Consider the following 18,109-nt stretch of genomic DNA (forward strand, 5'->3'; position numbering starts at 1 on the left):
AATGCGACATGACGCCCGCTCGCGGCCATTTGTCCCTTTTTTCCCCGCGCCGGGAGGTCTAAGTCAGGGCAGTCATATCGGAGAAGCCATGACATTCTGGGGCCTGACCATAGTAACGGCACTGCTGATCGCGGTGTTCCTGGGCTATTCCATGCTGCGCGGACGCAAAACGCGCGAGCCTGCCGCGGCATATGATCTGCGAGTCTATCGCGAGCAGCTGGCCGGGGTGGACCGCGATCTGGCCCGGGGCGTCATCGGCGCAGCGGACGCGGACCGGGTGCGCACGGAAATCTCGCGCCGTATTTTGGCCGCGGACGCGCAGATGCAATCTCAGACCGTTCAGTCCGGGCCGCCTTTCTGGGTCAGCGCCGTGGCGGTCGCGTCTCTGGTGGGTGTGCTGGTGGGCGGAGGTGTCTGGATGTATCGCCAGATGGGCGCGGCCGGGCTTCCGGATCAGCCTTTGTCGCTGCGGCTCGAAATGGCGGAAACTCTGCGCGCCGAGCGCCCGGGTCAGGCCGAGGCCGAAGCTGCCGCACCGGCTGCGCCATTGCCGCAACTGGACGAAAGCTATGCGGACCTTCTGGCCCAGCTGCGCAATACGGTTGCCGCGCGCCCCGACGACTTGCAAGGGCATATCCTGCTGGCTCAGCACGAAGCGAATGCGGGAAACTTTCCCGCCGCTTACAAAGCACAGCAGCGCGTGATCGAATTGTCAGGCGACACTGCTCCGGCAGACGCCTATTCGCATCTGGCCGAGATGATGGTTCTGGCGGCCAACGGCTATGTCTCACCCGAGGCCGAAGAGGCGCTGCGTCAGGCGCTACGTCGTGACCCGCACCACGGACCGGCACAGTATTATCTGGGACAGATGATGGTGCAGATCGGACGCCCGGATATCGGGTATCGCGTATGGGTCGACGCCTTGCGCACTGCCCCTGCCGGGGCACCCTGGGCCGAGGCCATCCGCGCACAACTGGACGAGGTCGCCTTTCGCGCGGGCGTGTTCAACGCACCGGAGATTCCGGACGCTCAACCCGCCCCCGGCCCCGATCAGGATGACATCGACGCAGCAGCATCGCTGAGCCCCGAGGAACGGCAGGACATGATCCTTGGCATGATCAATCAGCTGTCTGACCGGCTGGCGACCGAAGGCGGCGCGCCAGAGGAATGGGCGCGCCTGATCGCAGCCTTGGGCGTTGTGGGCGATCATGAACAGGCAACGGGCATCTACAGCGAGGCCGTAGCCGTATTTGCCGGCAATGAACCCGCCCTTGAGGTTCTGGCGAACGCAGCACGTCAGGCGGGGATTTCCGAATGATCCACGACGTTTTTGAAGAATTCGCAGGCTCGCTTGCCCCGATGACGGCCCTCATGGGACTGGACCTTGGCGAAAAGACCATTGGCGTGGCGGTTTCCGACCGGATGCGCTCGGTCGCGAGCCCGCTGGAGACGGTGCGGCGTAAGAAGTTCACGCAGGACTCTGCCCGATTGCTTGAGATCGTCGCAGACCGAGAGATTGGCGGCATCCTTCTGGGGTTGCCGAAAAACATGGATGGCACCGAAGGTCCGCGTTGCCAGTCCACCCGTGCGTTTGCCCGAAATCTTTCCCGTCTCAGCGACATTTCGATTGGTTTCTGGGACGAACGCCTCAGCACCGTTGCGGCAGAAAAGGCACTGCTTGAGGCGGATACGACACGAAAACGTCGCGGACAGGTTATCGACCATGTTGCCGCCGGCTATATTCTGCAAGGAGCGCTGGACAGGCTGCGCTTTCTTTAGATGCGACGGGGTACGCGAATGACGAACATGGTTTGGAAAAGGAACGAGGTCGAAAGCCCTTGCGTCCAGATCTGTGTCGTGCACCCGACTGAACGCATCTGCACCGGCTGCTACCGCACGCTGGACGAAATCTCGCGCTGGTCCAGAATGGACAGCACCGAACGCGCCGAGATCATGGAAGACCTGCCATCGCGCAAACCCCGGCTGAGCAAACGCCGCGGCGGCCGTGCCGCACGTATGAACAATTCGTGACGATGATTTTCCAAGACGTTGGGGGCTGAGCCTGCGCCGCTGCAGGCTGGTCTGAACTCCGAGGGGGTCAAGTTCGAAGACAATCAGTGAGTGAGTGGCAACCCACAGCGGCGCGCTCCGGTTCGTATGTTCTTCCGAAGTGATTTGCCGAAGGAACAGTACCTGTCTAATTCTTTTTTGACCAATCGATCAAGAAAAACTGTGGCCGTTTCGGGCTGACTTCACGTAAGCGTCAAACGGCCACTCGAACCCACAGCTGAAACAGGTGAAACGGGCCTACCCTGCCGCAAGCCATGACTTGGCGTTTTCGATCTCCTCCGAGGGGAAAAACTCGGTCCGTGCACCCAGAATGTGCCGGGCTACCCGTTGCGCCATATGCTGCCAGGATTTGTTTCCGACAATGGCGGCACGGTCCAACAGCCCCATATGCCCCCGCGCCAGACGGAAATGCGCCGCCAGGGCCGTCAGGCCCTGCCAGCCGTCAAACTCGCGCAGATCGATCAGCAGCCGGAACCCATCTTTGCCCGCAAGCAGGCTGTCCAGATCCTGTTCGGCCTGTTTGTATTCCTCGGGGTCCAGTTTCCCCATCAGGCTAATCTGAACACATGGGCCACCCAGATCGGTGACGTGAATGGCGCCCAGAGATTCGCGCATCCAGCGGCGGGCGGCTTCCAGATCAGACAGCTCAAATACCTGTACCGGGCAAGGCAGGATCGGGGCCGCCAACCGGATACTGGTCTGAACCCAGCCCTGATCGGCCGCCACCGCGATTCGGTCAAACCCGCGCCAGTGACTGAGACCCAGTTTGGTATCGGCCCAGGCCGCGCCCAGATCATACCCTTTGAATTCCGGCTGAACGACCGCCAGCAGGCGCACTGTGTCATGTTCCTCCAACGCCGCCTCAATCGCGGGAACCAGAGATTGGCTGTAATCGGTGCTTGTAACCTCGCCGGACAACTCGACCTCGATCAATGTCCCGTCGGAATTCGTATGGACCGTAATCATCGAACAAACCTCCAAACCTTAACAATGGCGGGACGTTAGGCGGATTCGATCCATTCGGCTACACCCCCGGCGCATTCCGGGCGGAAATAAACGATCATGCGTCCATCAGGTCCGGCAGAGGCGTCCTGCCCCCATGGCGCGACCCCGTGCAGGCAGTGGCGGTGCAGCAGATAGGCCTCGCCGGGTTTTGCCGGCAGCTCGATACGCGGGCAGGTCTCGAACACCTCACGCCGGGCGGCGTGATAGATGTCTGTCACGTCAACCTCATGCAGCCTGTCGCGAGGGTGTCCGGACAGCGCGCGTTCGAACGCTGCGCGCAGAACCTTGTGACTGCCCTCCCACAGCACCATCGGGGCGGCGTCTGCGCTGGCCTCGTTCAACGGAATGCCCAGAATCCAGGCATGCGGTTCATCCACCCGTCGACGGCGATCCGGGCCCATCGGCCGCAACCCGTCCACATGGGCAGCGTCGCGGTTCAACCGATACCGCGCCGCGCCCTCACCCTCACCTTTCCGCGGGCGCGGATAGCCGGGATAGATCACCGAGACCTGCCCCTTATGTAGCGGCAGTTGACCATAATGTTCGGCAATGAACGCCATCGCCTGCCCCGACAACGCGCCCGAACGCCCAACCCGGCCCGCCGGATCGTTGTCCAGCGCATCCACACCGATGAACCATGTGCCTTCGCATTCCAGCCACTCGGCATGAGCCGGATCCGTGACCGAGGCGCGGGCAACCGGCAATGCATGCTTCACCCAATCAGCGATTGCCGGATCGTTGGGAAACTTGATCCAGCCCTTGTCGTGGAACACGGTCAAAATCCCAGCGCCTTTCGCAACATGTTCAGAGCCACAAGGGTTAGAAACACCGCAAAGACCCGTTTCAACGGTTTCGGGTCCATCGCATGCGCCAGCTTTACGCCCCAGGGCGCGGTGATCATCGTCATGGCTACAACGATGGCAAAGGCCACCAGATTGACCGCGCCGATTGTCAGCGGCGGACGATGTTCGGCAGGGATATCCAGAAACAGAAAGCCCAGAACCGAGGGCACCGCGATGATGACACCAAAGCCGGCAGCGGTTGCTACGGCGCGGTGAATGGGCGTGTTGAACAGGCTCATCAGCGGGACACCAAAGCTGCCGCCCCCGATTCCCATCAGGACCGATAGGAAACCGACCGAAGGCGACAAAGCGGCCCGCAGGACCCCTTTGGGCATGGCATCGCCCAGCCGCCATTCGGACCGGCCAAGCCCAAGATAGGCCCCGATGGCCATTCCCAGCAGGCCGAACAGGGCCTGCAACGCTTCGGTTCGCAGCGCCGAGGCGGCCAATACGCCCAAAACCGCGCCAATCGCAATCCCCGGCCCCCAGCCGCGCAGGATGTCCCAGTCCACGGCACCCTTCTTGTTATGCGCCAGAACTGATCGGATCGAGGTCACTATGATCGTCGCCAGCGACGTTGCCAGACACAGCTGCATCAGTTGCGGGCCGCCATAGCCAAGTGTCTGGAACGCATAGAAAAAAGCGGGCACCAGCACGATGCCCCCGCCGACCCCCAGCAACCCGGCCAGCACTCCGGCCAGTGCCCCGATCACAAGTAAAAGGCCCAGCATCTGGGCCAGCAACATCGTCTCGGGCATTCTTCCCCCATACCGGCCTTTGGCCGTATCTTATTCCGTTCAAACCTCAGCTAGAGGCGCCACGCGCTCCAACGCCTGCAACATCACTTCGGGTCCGGCGCCGTCATGCACCGCGCCTTCCGACAAAGCCCGCCGCCACGCTCGCGCACCGGGACGGCCCGCGAAAAGACCCAGCATATGACGGGTGATCTGGTGCAACCGCCCGCCGTCGGCAAGATGCCGTTCGACATAAGGCACCATTTTTTGAACCACATCAATCGGATCGGCCGTCTGACCCGCCCCGAATACTTGCGGATCGGCCCCGGCCAGAATGTCGGTCGGCTGGTGGTACGCGGCACGTCCGATCATGACGCCGTCCAGACCGGCCTCAAGATGCGTGCGCGCCTGCTCCAGCGATGTGATGCCACCGTTGATCGAGATGTGCAGATCCGGAAACGCGGTCTTCATTCGATGGACCAGACCGTAATCCAAAGGCGGAATATCCCGGTTTTCCTTGGGGCTGAGCCCCTGAAGCCAGGCCTTGCGCGCGTGGATCGTAACGCGCTGGCAACCTGCGGAACGAATATCTTCCAAAAACTTGGGCAGAACGTCTTTGGGTTCCTGCTCGTCTACTCCGATACGACATTTCACGGTGACATCGACATCGACAGCGTCACGCATCGCGGCGACACATTCGGCCACGCGGGCCGGGTCTTTCATCAACACCGCGCCGAAGGTGCCTGACTGCACGCGATCTGACGGGCATCCACAATTCAGGTTGATCTCATCATACCCTGCCTCGGCACCCATCCGCGCCGCCTGCGCCAACTCGCCCGCATCCGAACCGCCCAGTTGCAAGGCCACGGGATACTCCTGCGGGTTATGGTCCAGCAGATGCAACGCCCTACCCCGCACCAGTGCCGGTGCGGTCACCATCTCGGTATACAACAGCACCTGCGCGCTGAGCAGCCGATGCAGAAACCGACAATGCCTGTCAGTCCAGTCCATCATCGGAGCCACGCTCAACCGGGCCGCATTTTGTGCGTTGTTTTTCAAAGCGTTAACTCCAATCGCATCTAAATGTCGTGTAGCACGATTTCATCTGATTTCGCGGTGTTTCTTGGGTTTTTCGATTCGAACGTGCTACGGTGTAGCACATCCGGAGAACACAAACAGCGGCCCTAATGCTGCTGGTTTCTGAGCCGGGCACCCCAATTCCCTTCTTTCCGTCGCCCTCCCGGAAATCGGCTATCAAACCCAAAAAAAATTTGGGTATTCGAGCCGACATCCCCATCACCGAAACCGAGATGAGATGTATTCCGAGACCAATCTCAACGACAGCACACAGCGCCTTTGCTTGCGAGGTACGTGGAACCGGGAACGGAATTGCTGAAGGCATTGCCCGAACATCTTCCGATCTTCCAGAACGACCGCAAGCTGTGAACAAAGAGAGCAATGTCGCCAGCGCAAGCCAAACATTTACGGCGATTGCCACCCTGCGGCTCCTCCAAAACCTTGGTAAGAGCCCGTTTGATTCCGTCGCGCCGTTCTTGCCGAGTGGTTGGTAGCCCGGCGAAGGGTTCGATGCTCTCAGTTTTGCTGACCTCATGACGCACAGTTCAGGGTTTGGCCAAATCTCTGCTCGGAATAGAATTCACAGCTCCGAGCCGCTGTAGAGAACGATGTCGAAACCACAAATTGGAAATACATCAATGCAAGCTTCGGATTGATGCGAGTGCTGCCGCCACGGCTTTCCGGGTTAGACGTTTCGACTGCAGAAATTCTAGTCTCCTAAGAATCCGCCGTTGTTGCAGCATTTTGAACGCTCTCGAAGTGGTATATCGGCCAATCGGAGTTGAGCTAAGTTGCGTCTCAAGAGATCCTGAGCCCATATTACAATACAGGTTTCCTGACTACGGAACATCCGGGTACGAAGACCCTCCAAAACTTCGGAGTTGTCGCGGCGTTGGTATATTCATAGTCGCCACAAAGATGGCCCATGTGATGTCGCAACTCGTCAGCACAGAGGCTTTGCTTTCAGACGAGGTGCGCACAATCATGATCACCGTATTCTTGGGTTTTGCCGATCCCTTTCGATACGCTTATGCCAGAGGAAGTTTCAGATCCTATCACATGCATCAAGACACCTGGAGCCATCAAGGCCGAAAAAAGTTACCGCCTGCGCGGCTTTTCCGAATGATCTGGGTGTGGGTTTGATAATCAATTCAGCGTTGGGTGCGATTCCTTCGGCTTGCAAAATAGTGAGCAAAACCTACGGTTCGGCTTGGGTAGCGTAGAAGGATCTCGAAGACGGTTAGTGGCTTGGGCTCGACGCGGCTTGTATCCTTTGGTCTGCTTCTTTCTTGAACTGGGTCTCAGAATTTCTTCTGTAGCATCTATTTTAGCGTTGCCACATCTATCATCTGCTCCGCTGATGAGTTTGCGGGCGCAGCGAATAGCCGGAAAGCGGGGTGCGATCGCAGCATTGAGGGGTTGCGCTGAGAGTCCGGATTGGTCCGTTGGCGATGGCGGCTTGCGCATTGGACAGAACCTGACATGTGCACCTGCACTAATCGAAGGCGAGTATTTCAGGCACCCGAGGAACTACACATTCTCAGTCTAATCTAAATAGCTCCGAAGAGTTGAAATGAATAACCGGTGCGATTGCAAAACAGAATGGCCCCGAACTCCCTTCCCGCTAAAACAATGCGTCCGGCACAAAGAGAGCTATTGCTGGGAACAAAACCAGCAGGAAGATTGCCAGCAGATGGATGAGCCAATAAGGCACCGTAGCGATCGCAACCCGTCCCAAAGGCACCTCGCCGCGCGTAAGCGATGTCAACACGGACAGATTCAACCCCACAGGTGGTGTCACCTGACCGATCTCGATCACAATCGTGATGATGACGCCAACCCATATTGGGTCGAACCCAAGCCCGGTCAAAAGCGGAAACACGACGGGCAACGTCATGATCATCAGCGACAAACCGTCGAAGAAACAGCCGAGGATCAGGTAAGTCAGCAGAACCACTGCCAGAACGGCATAGGGGCCCAAACCCGAATGCGCCACTGTCTCAAGGATTTTCTGAGGGACCCCCAGCACGCTGACCGATAGAGCAAGTATCGTGGCACCCAACACCAGAAACCCGATGGAGGAAAATAACAGCACCGAATTGAAGACAGCATCTTTCAGCTTGCGCAGCGTCAGATCTCCGCACACCGAAGAGATTATTATGGCAATCACAACGCCCAGCCCCGCAGCCTCGGTCGGGGTGGCGATCCCACCCACGATGGTACCTATGACGGCCATGATCAATACTAGGATGGGCCAGATTTCGCGAAAGCCCATGATGACTTGCCACAGATCCGTTGCCTCGGCTGTGCGCGGAGCCAGAGAAGGTGTTCGCAGGCTGCGGATCAGAATGTACGTCATGAACATCAAACCGACCATCAATCCAGGTACAATCCCGGCAGCAAACAGGCGTCCTATGGATGTTTCGGTAAGAGCACCGTAGATCAGGAACGAGAGGCTCGGCGGGATCAGCAGTCCCAGTGTGCCGCCTCCAGCAAGGCTGCCGACGATCATATCCTTGTCGTAGCCGCGACGCGTCATTTCAGGATAGGCGACCGACCCGACGGCGGCGGCAGTCGACAGGCTTGAACCGCTGACCGCGCCAAACAGTGTGCAAACGGCAATATTGGTATGCAATAGACCCCCGGGAACGCGGCGGAAAATCAGGGAGAACGCGGCATAAGCGCGTTTGCTGATGCCACTGCGCAATAGAATCTCGCCCAGCAGGATAAACACCGGCACGGCGCTGAGCGTGAACGAGTTGAAGACGTTCCAGATGGCGTCAATAGCCAGTGAGGTCGCCCCGTTGGAATAGAAGTACAGAATGACCATCCCGGTCAAACCTAACGCTGCTCCAAGGGCCATACCGGTGCTTGCAGTGGCGACCAGCACGCCGATCAAGGCGGTCCACAGGCTCATGAGCGCTGCGCGGGTTCGGGTAGGATTCCCGCGAGCCTGGCAAGCAGGATCATTGTGCAAATTATCAAGGATATAGGCAGCATCGCCATCCACGGATAAAGCAAGATCCGGGAAGTCAGCGTTTTCAAGTTCCGTTGGTAGGCAAACTCGAACCACTCATAGGATTCAACCAACAACCATCCAAAGAAAACTATGCTCAGCACCGCTCCAGCCGCCGCTACCCATTTGCCCGCAACGGGACCAAGAGCGCTCGTCAGCAGTGACACTTTCACATGTTCGGATCTCAGCGTGACCATCGGCAGTCCCATCAGGAGACTGACGCTAAGCAACAGGCCTACGACCTCTTCGGTCATATGCAACGGTGAATTCGCGAATTTTCTCAGTACGACGCTGGTGGCAATAAAACCGATGATCGTCACGATCCCGAACGCGGCCAGCCCTGCGCAAGCGAGGGCCACTTTTTCAAGCAGCCACGCGATTGAGTTCTGGACGCGCAACTAGCGACCCAGAGCGTCCAATACACGCTGACGGTATTGTGGGGCCTTGCCGCCTGCTTCCTCAGCCAATTCGGCCCAAATGCCCGTCACGGCTCCAACAAATGCGTCTCGGTCCGCCTCGGGAAAGTCCTCGCCCCAGACAATGCCCTGCTCGACCAGTGTTTCACGGGCCGCCATCTCTCGTTCGAGATCGTCGTCGTATTGGTTGGTTCGTTCCCACAGGCCATCAGCGGCGGAGGAAACGGCAGCCTTGAAAGCATCATCCGCCGCATCCCACTGGTCGTTCGAAACGCCAATTACATAAGGGCCAGACGCCATCGGATAAAGGAATGACCCATATTTCGACACTTCCTGCAGCGACACGGTATGCGCGTAGAGCGCCGGATAGAGGGCGCAATCCACAACGCCGGTTTTCATTGCCACATACATCTCTTCCTGCGGAATGATCTGTGCTGCTACGCCAAGCCGGGTAAAGGCCTCTACCTGATCGCGCGCCCAGACGCGCAACTTTTTCGTCTTCAGTTGCTCCAGTGTGTTCACCGGCTCGTCCCTGCAAAAGACCGATACCGACAGCATCGGGATGGCCGCATAGCCCACGGATGTAATGCCCCAATCCGAATAGGCTTCGGCATAAATCTCCCGCACGACAGGCAGTGCCTGCTTGAATTCTTCAACCGACGCAATGGTACCCTGAACCACGACCGAGCTGAGTTCTGGCGCGTCGCGGCCAAGGTAGTTCGCCCACATCAGGCTCATCTCGACGGCGCCCTTGGGCACAAAGCGCAACACGTCCGTATTTGGAAGCCCGAGCGATCCGCCGCTGTAAATCTTTAGCGTGGTGCCAGTGTCTGCAGCATTCACCTCGTCGACAAACTGCGACAGTTCGGCGGATTCCGGTCGAGTTTCGGGCAAGAAGTTGTTGAAGCGCCATTCATCGGCCGAACCAATGGTGGCCGTTAGACCAAAAGTCAGCGCAAGCAGGTGGTGTTTCATCTGACAACTCCCCTTTTGTCGTTCTGTAGTTGGAGCATTGCATGTGAACCCAATTGAGCCAAGCGGCATCCGCGTAAGTCGCCGTAACTGCCGGTCTGACACGATATGGAGGCCCCCGTGTCCGAAACGCTTATTCTGGGGTCCGGTCCTTCACCGCGGATCGGGACATTCAGACCATGCATGGAGAGTGATTTTGGATGGAGGAATCTGAGAATTGACAGCACAACACGCTTCTACCCTGCCTTGAGCAGCGCTAGTCTCAGATACGAGCAACACAGCAAGGAACCGCTCCGTGTAACTCTTCTTAATACTCTTCGGTGGCGGCGAAAAGTCGGATCCTGATCCGGTCCTGTACAAGGGGTTCAACATCTTTCCTGACCTAATGGCGGAGGTCGGCAAGTACTGTCTGCCGCCCCGTATCGAAAGGACTTTCGACGGCGAACACAAGACCTATGTGGTGATCCGAGCGGATGTCTTTGAAGTCCGGGATCAGGCCGAAAGCTCCAGCATCGCCAAGGCGAAGCAGGTGATTGACGAGCAGGGCGAACGTATTTTCGTACAGGAAACCGGCAAATCGAAGCCCGCTAAGCAGCCCAAAAAGTTTGCGAATGGGTCGTCCTGAGCGAAACTGAACTTAAGCCAATTCAATGCCGGCGAGACCAGCAGCCCGGCTCTAGCCGGTACTCGGTTCAGCATAGCTGCGATCCGGAAGGCGTCGAAGTCGAGCACCTGAGATATTCCGGCACGGCGCTGATGCCGACTCCACCGCAGATTCACTACGCTGATTTGTCTACAAAGCGACCTGTCGACCGGTTCTAGATTTTTGTACATGCCGCAATTGTAGGGATTACGGGCTGTAAGCGCAGCATCACTGACCCAAGCTAGATTGCAGCTCTGGGCCGTCCTTTCAGAACCAGTTGGGTGTGCTGGGCCAAAATGCCGCGCAGCTCTCGAAGTCGGCTTTGAACCCAGCTTGCTTTATTCTGTTCTCAGTTCGTTTGTCCGGTCCAAGGCGGCGGGTCAGTTACTTCTGACCCGCCGGCCCTCATCAAAATTCAGAACTTGCCGTTCCCATGCGCCATTTCCGTCGGAGTGGGCGATACAACGTCCCAATGCTCGACTATCTTTCCGTCCTCAACACGCCAAAGGTCAAAGAAAGCCCAGGGTTTTTCGCTGACTGTCGCATCTGAGGCGACAAAGACAAAGTTGCCCTCTGCCACAACGATCTGCGGCTCGAATTTTGTTATGACGTTGCCCTGTTCAGCCCAGGCTTTGGTGCCTTCCATCAAACCATCGATCCCATCGGCAAGCATTGGATTGTGCTGCATGTAGACGTCAGAATACTCATAAGCTTTCTCTGGCGCGGCACCGCCCAAGACGTCGCGCACAAATCCTAAAACCAACGCCTTGTTCTCTTCGGTCTTGTCGAGATCAGTGATCTCCGTCGCTCCATCGGTCATACCACGGCCGGACACGGTCGTTTCTGGAACTGGCTGAAGATTGTCCCAATGCTCGGCAACTTTGCCGTCCTCCACCCGGAATATGTCGAAAGCGGCAAGGGTCGGTGCACCAAAGGCGTCTGCGTTATCAAAAGTGCTGTGCAGTACCACCAAATCACCTTCGGTGATGACCCTATGGGTGGTTGCGGTCATTCCGGATTGCTCGACCAAGGGTATCAAGCCTATCAAACCCTCAGCCCCGGTCGGGATCTTGGGGTTGTGCTGTATGTAATCCGGAGTAACCAACTGCCGCGCAGCTTCCGGGTCGTGATCAGCAAATGCAGCGGTGAAGAGCGCGATTACAAGTTCTTTGGGAGACATGGCTTTATCCTTTGATTCGTATCCTCTCGATACGTGGTAGCAAAACCATACCACATTGCAATTACGTACTTTGAACTGACTTGGTATGTTCAACGCTACTGCCATATAGATCAAGTTGTTGTGAAATAGCCAAGGCATGGCTATGGTGCCCGTAGTTTCATAACAATACCAGAGACTGATATGCTACCGATAGGTGTTGCCAACAAAGCAGAAGCCTCCAGCTGCTCCATCCGTTCCGTACTATCCAACGTCACCGGAAAGTGGCGGATGATCATCATCCTCGCGCTGGAGGATGAGCCAAAACGATTTGGCGACCTCAAGCGCTGCATCGGAGACATCACGCAAAGTGTGCTCACCGAAAATCTGCGCGGATTGCAGCGCGATGGTTACTTGACCCGCACCGTAGATCCCGGACCCCCGGTCGCTGTATCCTATGAATTGACACCTTTGGGTCGCAGCTTACTTGAGATGCTAAAGCCACTCGTCTTCTGGTCTCATGAACAGATGGATGAAGTCAGACAATTTAGAATGCAATTCGATCGTGATCAGGCAAGTTGACTTCAAAGTGGAACTAAAACCGAGCTCTGTGAGCGGCGGCTTCGTTGCGTAGACCGAAAATTCACTCAACTAAGGAATCTGCAATTGCATCGAATGGCAGGTTCGACAAGAGCATCGCAGCATCAGGGCACCACGCCGAAGGTCCGAAACGGGCCATCCTTGAAGGTGGCAGAACCACACAGCAAAACGAATGCTGCGCCGCCTCCAATGGCTGGGAAGAGCCCTTATTTCCACATGCTGTACCTTGCACGAACAGCCGCGAAATGCTGGAAGCCGGCACTGACCGTTTTCAAGGCACCCACGCCAGTCAATCAAGAATCACGCACCGAACAGCCGTTGTGAGCCTAAAGTTTTTGATCCTGTGTTCATTCGGTTTTACCGGCCGTCGAAGAGGACAGCCCATCGAAAGACCTATCCACAACAGCAGTTCCCCAACTGAATTGGCGGACACGGAACCGTTGCGTACGAACAGAAAACACAGCAATCGCCTTCTAGGGGCTTCAAAACCGCCTTGCATGATCTGCATTCATAAAACCATTGGCACGAGTCGGTTGGCATTCTTTCGGTTTCAACGTGCCCACACTGAGGGCAGGTCAAAGTGCTATCGAGCACCACAGTTTGATTTGTCATTGTTTCACATCTGCATGATTAGATAGTCGTTGATTTGAACCTCATTGAACACGATAGCCCATGCCAGCACGGTGATTGCCGTGCTTCCGACAAGCCACCATTTCAGATTTACCAACGTCCCGTTTCGATGCGATACGAACCACGAAACAGCGACCAGCGCTGTTGAGGCGGCGAGAACATAATAGCTTGCCGCCGCAATTTGTCCGAATACCGCCAACCAACTGCCACCCAAGCCGAGCAACATCATGACCATTGGAAGTACACAGCATGTAGCAACCCCCAGAGCGGAAACCGATCCCAGGTAGCTGAGGGTCACATATTTCTTCACCTTTCGCTCCCCAAGATACTCGATTTGATTGTGTTGAGGCGTCGACATTCAGGGTGTATAACTCCTGTAGCGGCTACAGGATCAAGAGGGGGCACTTCGCGTGATTGCGATAGGTGAGGCTTCTCGGCAAAGCGGGGTCGGAATAGAAACCATCCGCTACTACGAACGCGAAGGTATCGTACCAAAACCCGCACGAGCGCTGAACAACCGTCGCCTCTATTCAGCAAGCGAGGTGGGAAGACTGCGATTTTTGAAGAAGTGCCGTGACCTGGGGTTTCCTCTTTCAGACGCAAAGGCGCTTTTGGAGCTGTCAGAAGGAAGTGCTGAAGACTGCCGATCAGTGAGAGAACTGGCCGAGGCACACATTGCCAGCGTTCGAAGCAAGATTGATGAGCTCAGACGCCTGGAACGCGCCTTGAGCGAGCTTACGGCCAATTGCAATAGCGGAAACGTTCACTGCCCGATGCTGCAAAGCTTGAGAACGATGGATGAAATCTGACTCTGGTCACTGTGCCGAAGCTCAGTGTCTGAGATATTGCCAGATCACGTCAGACCAAGGTCTGTGGTGCGATAACAGGTTGTAGTTCATAGTCGATTTCACGATGAGAGCGAAAATAGATGACCTGACGATTGGAAATTGGTCGTTGTCGCGAGTCTTTCTTGCGGCCAGCATCTTCGTGATGGGCGCTGCTACGGCAATAGTCGGGATCTGGGTGTCAAATCGAATTCAGAACGCAGTCGTGCAGAACTCCGCCAATTCCGCGGCGCTGTATATGGAAAGCGTTGTTTCTCCGCTCAGCCAGGAATTGGCACATGGCGACCGCCTTTCTGAGCAGGCGAGCCTGGCGCTGGACGAGATTTTCATGAGCCAGCCGATGCGTGACCGCATTGTCTCCTACAAATTCTGGAAGCAAGGCGGTGTGATTGCACATGCCTCGGATACAGACATCATTGGAAACCGTTTCAATCCAACGGACGACTTAAGGCGGGCATGGAACGGTGATATCTCCGGCTCTTTCGAAGAGCTTGATCATGCCGAGAGCGCCGCCGAGGCGGCATTGGGTATACCGTTACTTGAAGTTTACAGCCCCATCCGCGAACTCTGGTCCGGCGAAATCATCGCGGTTGCGGAGTTCTACGAAAGGGCCGATCAGCTGGAGTTAGACTTGGCCAAGGCCAGGCGAACAAGTTGGCTGGTCGTCGGTTCCGCATTTCTGGCAAGTACGATTGTTCTGTATTCCATCGTCGCAATTGGCGACAAAACTATTCGACGACAGGGGTCTCTACTTAAACAGCGCCTGACAGAAAGTGAGAGGATGGCGGAGCAAAATGCCTTGCTGCGGTCGCGTGTGGTCGAGGCGTCAGAAAGGTATGCCACGCAAACAGATCGGTTCCTCAAGAAACTTGGTGCAGAGCTACATGATGGTCCGGCACAATACCTGTCGCTGGCCGCCCTTAGACTGGAGGCGGCGTTTTCCAAAGGGCCCGAAAGGCCTAAAGAGGCAGAGGAAATTCAGCAATCTTTGCAAAAATCTCTGGCTGAAATTCGTGCTATATCACGAGGGCTTTCGGCCCCGGATATCGACAGCTTGTCACTCGTCGATGTTGTGAAGAGAGCCGTAGAGGATCACGCCGAACACAGCCCGTTGCGGCCAGATGTTTCGTTCCGGGGTAGCCAGGTCCCGGAGTTGTCATTATCAGACAAACTGTGTGTTTTTCGGTTTCTTCAGGAGACGCTTTCCAATGCCGCGAGATATGCCCCGGCTTCCAACTGCACTGTTATCTCTGAGGCGCAAAACGACAGCATAGTTGTAAAGGTCAAAGATGACGGACCTGGATTTGACAGGTCGGAAGAAACCGCGTTGCGTGACGATGGCGGCCAGGGGCTTATGGGCTTGCGAGATCGGGTCGAAAGTATTGGTGGCAGGTTCGAAGTCGCGTCGAGACCCGGTGAAGGCACCACCATTGCCATGACACTCTTTCCCAGAAAGCTGGGTGCATCATGACTACATCTGTTGTGATAGCCGATGATCATCCAATTTTCAGGGATGGTTTGCAACGCACATTGGATGAAGCTGAAGGATTCGAAGTTTTGGCTGCCGGGTCCAGCGCTGAAGAAGCAGTGTCGCTGGTCGATGCGCACCAGCCCGACATAGCTGTTCTTGACCTTTCGATGCCCGGCGGTGGGATAAAAGCCACGCGAGAAATCGCGGCAATGGCAAATCCGCCCTTCATCGCAATCTTGACGGTCTCGGAGAACAGCAGCGATGTCGCGGACGCATTGGAGGCGGGCGCGATAGGGTACATCGTGAAAGGAGTGACGGCGAGCGAATTGACAGCTTCCCTGCGCAGCATCGCCGAGGGTGAAGGGTTCGTTTCTCCGGGCTTGGCCTCGCGTGTACTGCTTCAAATAAGGACTGACACCGCCACATCTAAGAACAGCAGCATTCTCGATGACCTCACGCATCGAGAGGAAGAAATTCTTCGACGTGTGGCCAAAGGATTTAGCAATCGGGAAATCGCTGAGGAATTGGACCTTCAGGAAAAGACCGTGAAGCATTACATGACAGCAATCCTGTCCAAGCTTCATGCGCGAAATCGGGTAGAAGCCGCCCTCATTGCCCATGATGTTTGGAATAAGGAGGACTAACTGCGGTCTCTATGACGACGCTGACGGCCCCTCGCCAAGAAAAGCCGCCAACGGATCATCGACTGAAGCTGTTGTTCAGTTGGCAACCGCCTGTAACCTCCGGCGATCAGAGGCTGTTGCGTTTCGTTCAACAACAGTCCGGTTGAACGGGTCTTTCAACTCGTAGCGCCCAAACTCAATCTCTTCTTTCCAGCCATTGGCATAGTTTACTTCGATATTGTTGCCCTGGCGTTCAATTTTCGTGGGACGGCTACCAGCAGTGCCGCCTTGCCCAGCAGAGCGTACGCTATCGATTGAAATACCATTCGCCAAAGACCGCAGCCTTGAGACGTCAGCACCGGTCGCGGGGCGTTCTTCAACGGTTCGGTTCTGAGCATTTTTTCTCTCATACCGCCCGTTTTCGATCTCTTCCTTGGTTCCGTCGGCGTAACGCACTTCAATGCCGTTAGCGTTTGTTTCGACCTTTGTTACCCCAGCCGAACCCGACGGCTTGCCCCCAGTTTGAGAGCGATCTTTCTTTCCGCTGCCTCTATTGGAGCGTTTGGAGTCATCGTCGTCGTCATCATCATCGTCGTCGCGACCACCTTTGCCTGATCCTGAATTGTCGTCACGATCATCATCTCTGTCATCGTCGCGATCATCGTCCCTATCGTCATCACGATCATCATCCCGATCGTCGTCGCGATCATCGTCGCGACCATCCCCGTCTTTCCCCTTGCCGCTCTTGGCAAAGGCATATGACGGTTCAAAATGTAGGCGACCATCGGCGTCAAACGCTGGTACGTAAGGCGTCGCTACAATCAACGAAGCCAAGGCCGCAGTACTAAGAAGTTGACCAAGCTTTCTTTGAATTTTCATTTTCGCCTCCAATTCTGATCGCCACGTTTTATGACATTGGAGGCAGACTAACTCTGGTCTGGCTTGCCCACATCGGGCTTAGGTCTGACGAAATTCAAGCCGAACGTCGTAGTCAAAAAGCAAGACCAACCGAGTTTGGTTTAGAAAAGCCCTATTACCAGTTTAGTGGGAACTAACTCCGTCGCCCTTCAACTCGTCATCAGGTTCAAGGTGAATGACAAAGACAGACCCCGGATACATACGCTCCAATGCTTCTTCGATGTCATTGCATATGTCGTGCGCTGCGCTGACCGGCATTGTGCCGTCCACAACAAGATGAAACTCCACGAAAATAACATTTGCGGATCTGCGCCCCTTGAGATCGTGGTACTCTAAGGCTGCGCCGAGATTTGCTTCGATTGCACTAGAAACAGTCTGCAAGTCATGATCGGAAAGGCTCACATCCATCAGACCATCGACTGAAGCCCGGATAACTTTCCATCCTTCCCACAAGATGTTCAATGCAACAAGAATTGCCAGAACCGGGTCCAGGATCAACCATCCGGTGACAAGGGCGAGAATAAGTCCCGCGATGACACCAACTGAGGTCATGACATCCGTAAAAATGTGCCGGGAGCTTGCTTCCAGGGCGGGCGACCCCTCGCGTCTGCCGATCGTAAGCAATAGGTAGGCCCATGCACCGTTCACGCCCGTGGCAACGATATTGATGGCAATTCCAAGCAGTGGCGCATCGTCAAGTTGCGGATTGGGAAGGGCCTGCACGGCTTCTCTGATGATCAGGAACGCTGCCAGCACAATAAGCACGCCCTCAACGACGGCGGATAGATACTCGGCTTTCTTGTGACCAAAGGGGTGGTTTTCATCAGGAGGTTTATTGGCAACCCGAACCGCAAAATACGCCAGCAGCGCCGCGACGACATTCACGGTTGATTCCATTGCGTCCGACAATAACGCCACCGAGCCGGTTAGCCACCAAGCCAACAGTTTCAGGGCCAACACCGCGATGGATATGGGAATGGACCAAAGAGCGATTTTTTGTGTCATTCGGCCACGGCCCTAAATCAATCATGAACGGAAACTCGGGCGATTGGTGAGCTCCGATGTTCAAAACGTAAAACAGGTGTTTGGTG

General features: G+C 56.2%; 20 protein-coding genes. 8 read left to right on the plus strand and 12 right to left on the minus strand.

Annotated features, from left to right (window positions below; genetic code table 11):
• Positions 1 to 88: 88 nt before the first annotated feature.
• Genes ccmI through ACR0D8_RS08720 form a run of 3 tightly spaced genes read left to right on the plus strand, consistent with a single transcriptional unit; the run spans position 89 to position 2,031 of the window.
• Entirely contained in the window at positions 89 to 1,318 is a 1,230-nt protein-coding gene (gene ccmI, locus ACR0D8_RS08710; protein WP_480645769.1) for a c-type cytochrome biogenesis protein CcmI, read from the plus strand.
• Positions 1,315 to 1,779, plus strand: a complete 465-nt coding sequence (ruvX, locus tag ACR0D8_RS08715) for a Holliday junction resolvase RuvX (RefSeq protein ID WP_480645770.1) — start codon at positions 1,315 to 1,317, stop codon at positions 1,777 to 1,779. Before ccmI ends, ruvX begins: the two co-directional genes overlap by 4 nt.
• Positions 1,780 to 1,797: 18 nt before the next feature.
• On the plus strand, positions 1,798 to 2,031 hold the full coding sequence (locus tag ACR0D8_RS08720; protein ID WP_480645771.1) for a DUF1289 domain-containing protein: 234 nt from the start codon (positions 1,798 to 1,800) through the stop codon (positions 2,029 to 2,031).
• Between the two features lie 276 nt (positions 2,032 to 2,307).
• On the opposite strand, the gene ACR0D8_RS08725 is transcribed toward ACR0D8_RS08720, so the two are convergent.
• From ACR0D8_RS08725 to dctP, 7 genes are all read right to left on the minus strand, one after another.
• Positions 2,308 to 3,036: a SpoIIAA family protein gene (locus ACR0D8_RS08725; protein WP_480645772.1), complete on the minus strand. Its 729-nt coding sequence runs from the start codon at positions 3,034 to 3,036 to the stop codon at positions 2,308 to 2,310.
• Between the two features lie 35 nt (positions 3,037 to 3,071).
• The gene (locus ACR0D8_RS08730) at positions 3,072 to 3,857 is read right to left on the minus strand and encodes a hypothetical protein (protein ID WP_480646387.1); all 786 of its coding nucleotides are present in this window, start codon (positions 3,855 to 3,857) and stop codon (positions 3,072 to 3,074) included.
• The gene (locus tag ACR0D8_RS08735; protein ID WP_480645773.1) at positions 3,851 to 4,675 is read right to left on the minus strand and encodes a sulfite exporter TauE/SafE family protein; all 825 of its coding nucleotides are present in this window, start codon (positions 4,673 to 4,675) and stop codon (positions 3,851 to 3,853) included. Before ACR0D8_RS08735 ends, ACR0D8_RS08730 begins: the two co-directional genes overlap by 7 nt.
• Positions 4,676 to 4,714: 39 nt before the next feature.
• Complete coding sequence (dusA, locus tag ACR0D8_RS08740) at positions 4,715 to 5,710, minus strand: tRNA dihydrouridine(20/20a) synthase DusA (RefSeq protein ID WP_480645774.1); 996 nt, start codon at positions 5,708 to 5,710, stop codon at positions 4,715 to 4,717.
• Between the two features lie 1,642 nt (positions 5,711 to 7,352).
• The gene (locus ACR0D8_RS08745) at positions 7,353 to 8,645 is read right to left on the minus strand and encodes a TRAP transporter large permease (RefSeq protein WP_480645775.1); all 1,293 of its coding nucleotides are present in this window, start codon (positions 8,643 to 8,645) and stop codon (positions 7,353 to 7,355) included.
• On the minus strand, positions 8,642 to 9,142 hold the full coding sequence (locus tag ACR0D8_RS08750) for a TRAP transporter small permease (RefSeq protein WP_480645776.1): 501 nt from the start codon (positions 9,140 to 9,142) through the stop codon (positions 8,642 to 8,644). Before ACR0D8_RS08750 ends, ACR0D8_RS08745 begins: the two co-directional genes overlap by 4 nt.
• Entirely contained in the window at positions 9,143 to 10,135 is a 993-nt protein-coding gene (dctP, locus tag ACR0D8_RS08755; RefSeq protein ID WP_475164394.1) for a TRAP transporter substrate-binding protein DctP, read from the minus strand.
• Positions 10,136 to 10,442: 307 nt separating this feature from the next.
• On the opposite strand from dctP, the gene ACR0D8_RS08760 reads away from it, so the two are divergent.
• A complete protein-coding gene (locus ACR0D8_RS08760; protein WP_480646388.1) occupies positions 10,443 to 10,757 on the plus strand; it encodes an HlyU family transcriptional regulator in 315 nt (104 codons plus the stop codon).
• A 433-nt stretch (positions 10,758 to 11,190) separates the two neighbouring features.
• Here ACR0D8_RS08760 and ACR0D8_RS08765 read toward each other — a convergent pair whose 3' ends face one another.
• Positions 11,191 to 11,955, minus strand: a complete 765-nt coding sequence (locus ACR0D8_RS08765) for a nuclear transport factor 2 family protein (RefSeq protein WP_480645777.1) — start codon at positions 11,953 to 11,955, stop codon at positions 11,191 to 11,193.
• Positions 11,956 to 12,222: 267 nt separating this feature from the next.
• Between ACR0D8_RS08765 and ACR0D8_RS08770 the strand changes: the two genes are divergently transcribed.
• Positions 12,223 to 12,513: a winged helix-turn-helix transcriptional regulator gene (locus ACR0D8_RS08770; RefSeq protein ID WP_480645778.1), complete on the plus strand. Its 291-nt coding sequence runs from the start codon at positions 12,223 to 12,225 to the stop codon at positions 12,511 to 12,513.
• A 411-nt stretch (positions 12,514 to 12,924) separates the two neighbouring features.
• Here ACR0D8_RS08770 and ACR0D8_RS08775 read toward each other — a convergent pair whose 3' ends face one another.
• Positions 12,925 to 13,143 carry a GDCCVxC domain-containing (seleno)protein gene (locus tag ACR0D8_RS08775; RefSeq protein ID WP_480645779.1) on the minus strand — a complete coding sequence of 73 codons (219 nt, stop codon included), beginning with the start codon at positions 13,141 to 13,143 and terminating at the stop codon, positions 12,925 to 12,927.
• A 4-nt stretch (positions 13,144 to 13,147) separates the two neighbouring features.
• The gene (locus ACR0D8_RS08780; RefSeq protein WP_480645780.1) at positions 13,148 to 13,471 is read right to left on the minus strand and encodes a hypothetical protein; all 324 of its coding nucleotides are present in this window, start codon (positions 13,469 to 13,471) and stop codon (positions 13,148 to 13,150) included.
• A gap of 100 nt (positions 13,472 to 13,571) precedes the next feature.
• Here ACR0D8_RS08780 and ACR0D8_RS08785 point away from each other — a divergent pair, with 100 nt between their 5' ends.
• The 3 genes from ACR0D8_RS08785 (at position 13,572) to ACR0D8_RS08795 (ending at position 16,121) form a co-directional block, all read left to right on the plus strand.
• Positions 13,572 to 13,970, plus strand: coding sequence for a MerR family transcriptional regulator (locus ACR0D8_RS08785; RefSeq protein WP_475164413.1), 399 nt, complete (start codon positions 13,572 to 13,574; stop codon positions 13,968 to 13,970).
• 103 nt (positions 13,971 to 14,073) lie between these two features.
• Entirely contained in the window at positions 14,074 to 15,477 is a 1,404-nt protein-coding gene (locus ACR0D8_RS08790; protein ID WP_480645781.1) for a sensor histidine kinase, read from the plus strand.
• A complete protein-coding gene (locus ACR0D8_RS08795) occupies positions 15,474 to 16,121 on the plus strand; it encodes a response regulator (protein WP_480645782.1) in 648 nt (215 codons plus the stop codon). The genes ACR0D8_RS08790 and ACR0D8_RS08795 overlap by 4 nt, the downstream gene beginning before the upstream one ends.
• A 75-nt stretch (positions 16,122 to 16,196) precedes the next feature.
• Here ACR0D8_RS08795 and ACR0D8_RS08800 read toward each other — a convergent pair whose 3' ends face one another.
• Both ACR0D8_RS08800 and ACR0D8_RS08805 read right to left on the minus strand, forming a co-directional pair.
• A complete protein-coding gene (locus tag ACR0D8_RS08800) occupies positions 16,197 to 16,979 on the minus strand; it encodes a hypothetical protein (protein ID WP_480645783.1) in 783 nt (260 codons plus the stop codon).
• 162 nt (positions 16,980 to 17,141) lie between these two features.
• Positions 17,142 to 18,023 carry a cation diffusion facilitator family transporter gene (locus tag ACR0D8_RS08805; protein ID WP_480645784.1) on the minus strand — a complete coding sequence of 294 codons (882 nt, stop codon included), beginning with the start codon at positions 18,021 to 18,023 and terminating at the stop codon, positions 17,142 to 17,144.
• Positions 18,024 to 18,109 lie beyond the last annotated feature (86 nt).

It is taken from the genome of Ruegeria sp. BG10 (assembly GCF_056538575.1).

Coding starts and splice junctions, on each gene's coding strand:
- ccmI (WP_480645769.1), top strand. CDS start 89: ATGACATTCTGGGGCCTGACCATAGTAACGGCACTGCTGATCGCGGTG.
- ruvX (WP_480645770.1), top strand. CDS start 1,315: ATGATCCACGACGTTTTTGAAGAATTCGCAGGCTCGCTTGCCCCGATG.
- ACR0D8_RS08720 (WP_480645771.1), top strand. CDS start 1,798: ATGACGAACATGGTTTGGAAAAGGAACGAGGTCGAAAGCCCTTGCGTC.
- ACR0D8_RS08725 (WP_480645772.1), bottom strand. CDS start 3,036: ATGATTACGGTCCATACGAATTCCGACGGGACATTGATCGAGGTCGAG.
- ACR0D8_RS08735 (WP_480645773.1), bottom strand. CDS start 4,675: ATGCCCGAGACGATGTTGCTGGCCCAGATGCTGGGCCTTTTACTTGTG.
- ACR0D8_RS08745 (WP_480645775.1), bottom strand. CDS start 8,645: ATGAGCCTGTGGACCGCCTTGATCGGCGTGCTGGTCGCCACTGCAAGC.
- dctP (WP_475164394.1), bottom strand. CDS start 10,135: ATGAAACACCACCTGCTTGCGCTGACTTTTGGTCTAACGGCCACCATT.
- ACR0D8_RS08765 (WP_480645777.1), bottom strand. CDS start 11,955: ATGTCTCCCAAAGAACTTGTAATCGCGCTCTTCACCGCTGCATTTGCT.
- ACR0D8_RS08770 (WP_480645778.1), top strand. CDS start 12,223: ATGATCATCATCCTCGCGCTGGAGGATGAGCCAAAACGATTTGGCGAC.
- ACR0D8_RS08775 (WP_480645779.1), bottom strand. CDS start 13,143: ATGACAAATCAAACTGTGGTGCTCGATAGCACTTTGACCTGCCCTCAG.
- ACR0D8_RS08790 (WP_480645781.1), top strand. CDS start 14,074: ATGAGAGCGAAAATAGATGACCTGACGATTGGAAATTGGTCGTTGTCG.
- ACR0D8_RS08795 (WP_480645782.1), top strand. CDS start 15,474: ATGACTACATCTGTTGTGATAGCCGATGATCATCCAATTTTCAGGGAT.
- ACR0D8_RS08800 (WP_480645783.1), bottom strand. CDS start 16,979: ATGAAAATTCAAAGAAAGCTTGGTCAACTTCTTAGTACTGCGGCCTTG.
- ACR0D8_RS08805 (WP_480645784.1), bottom strand. CDS start 18,023: ATGACACAAAAAATCGCTCTTTGGTCCATTCCCATATCCATCGCGGTG.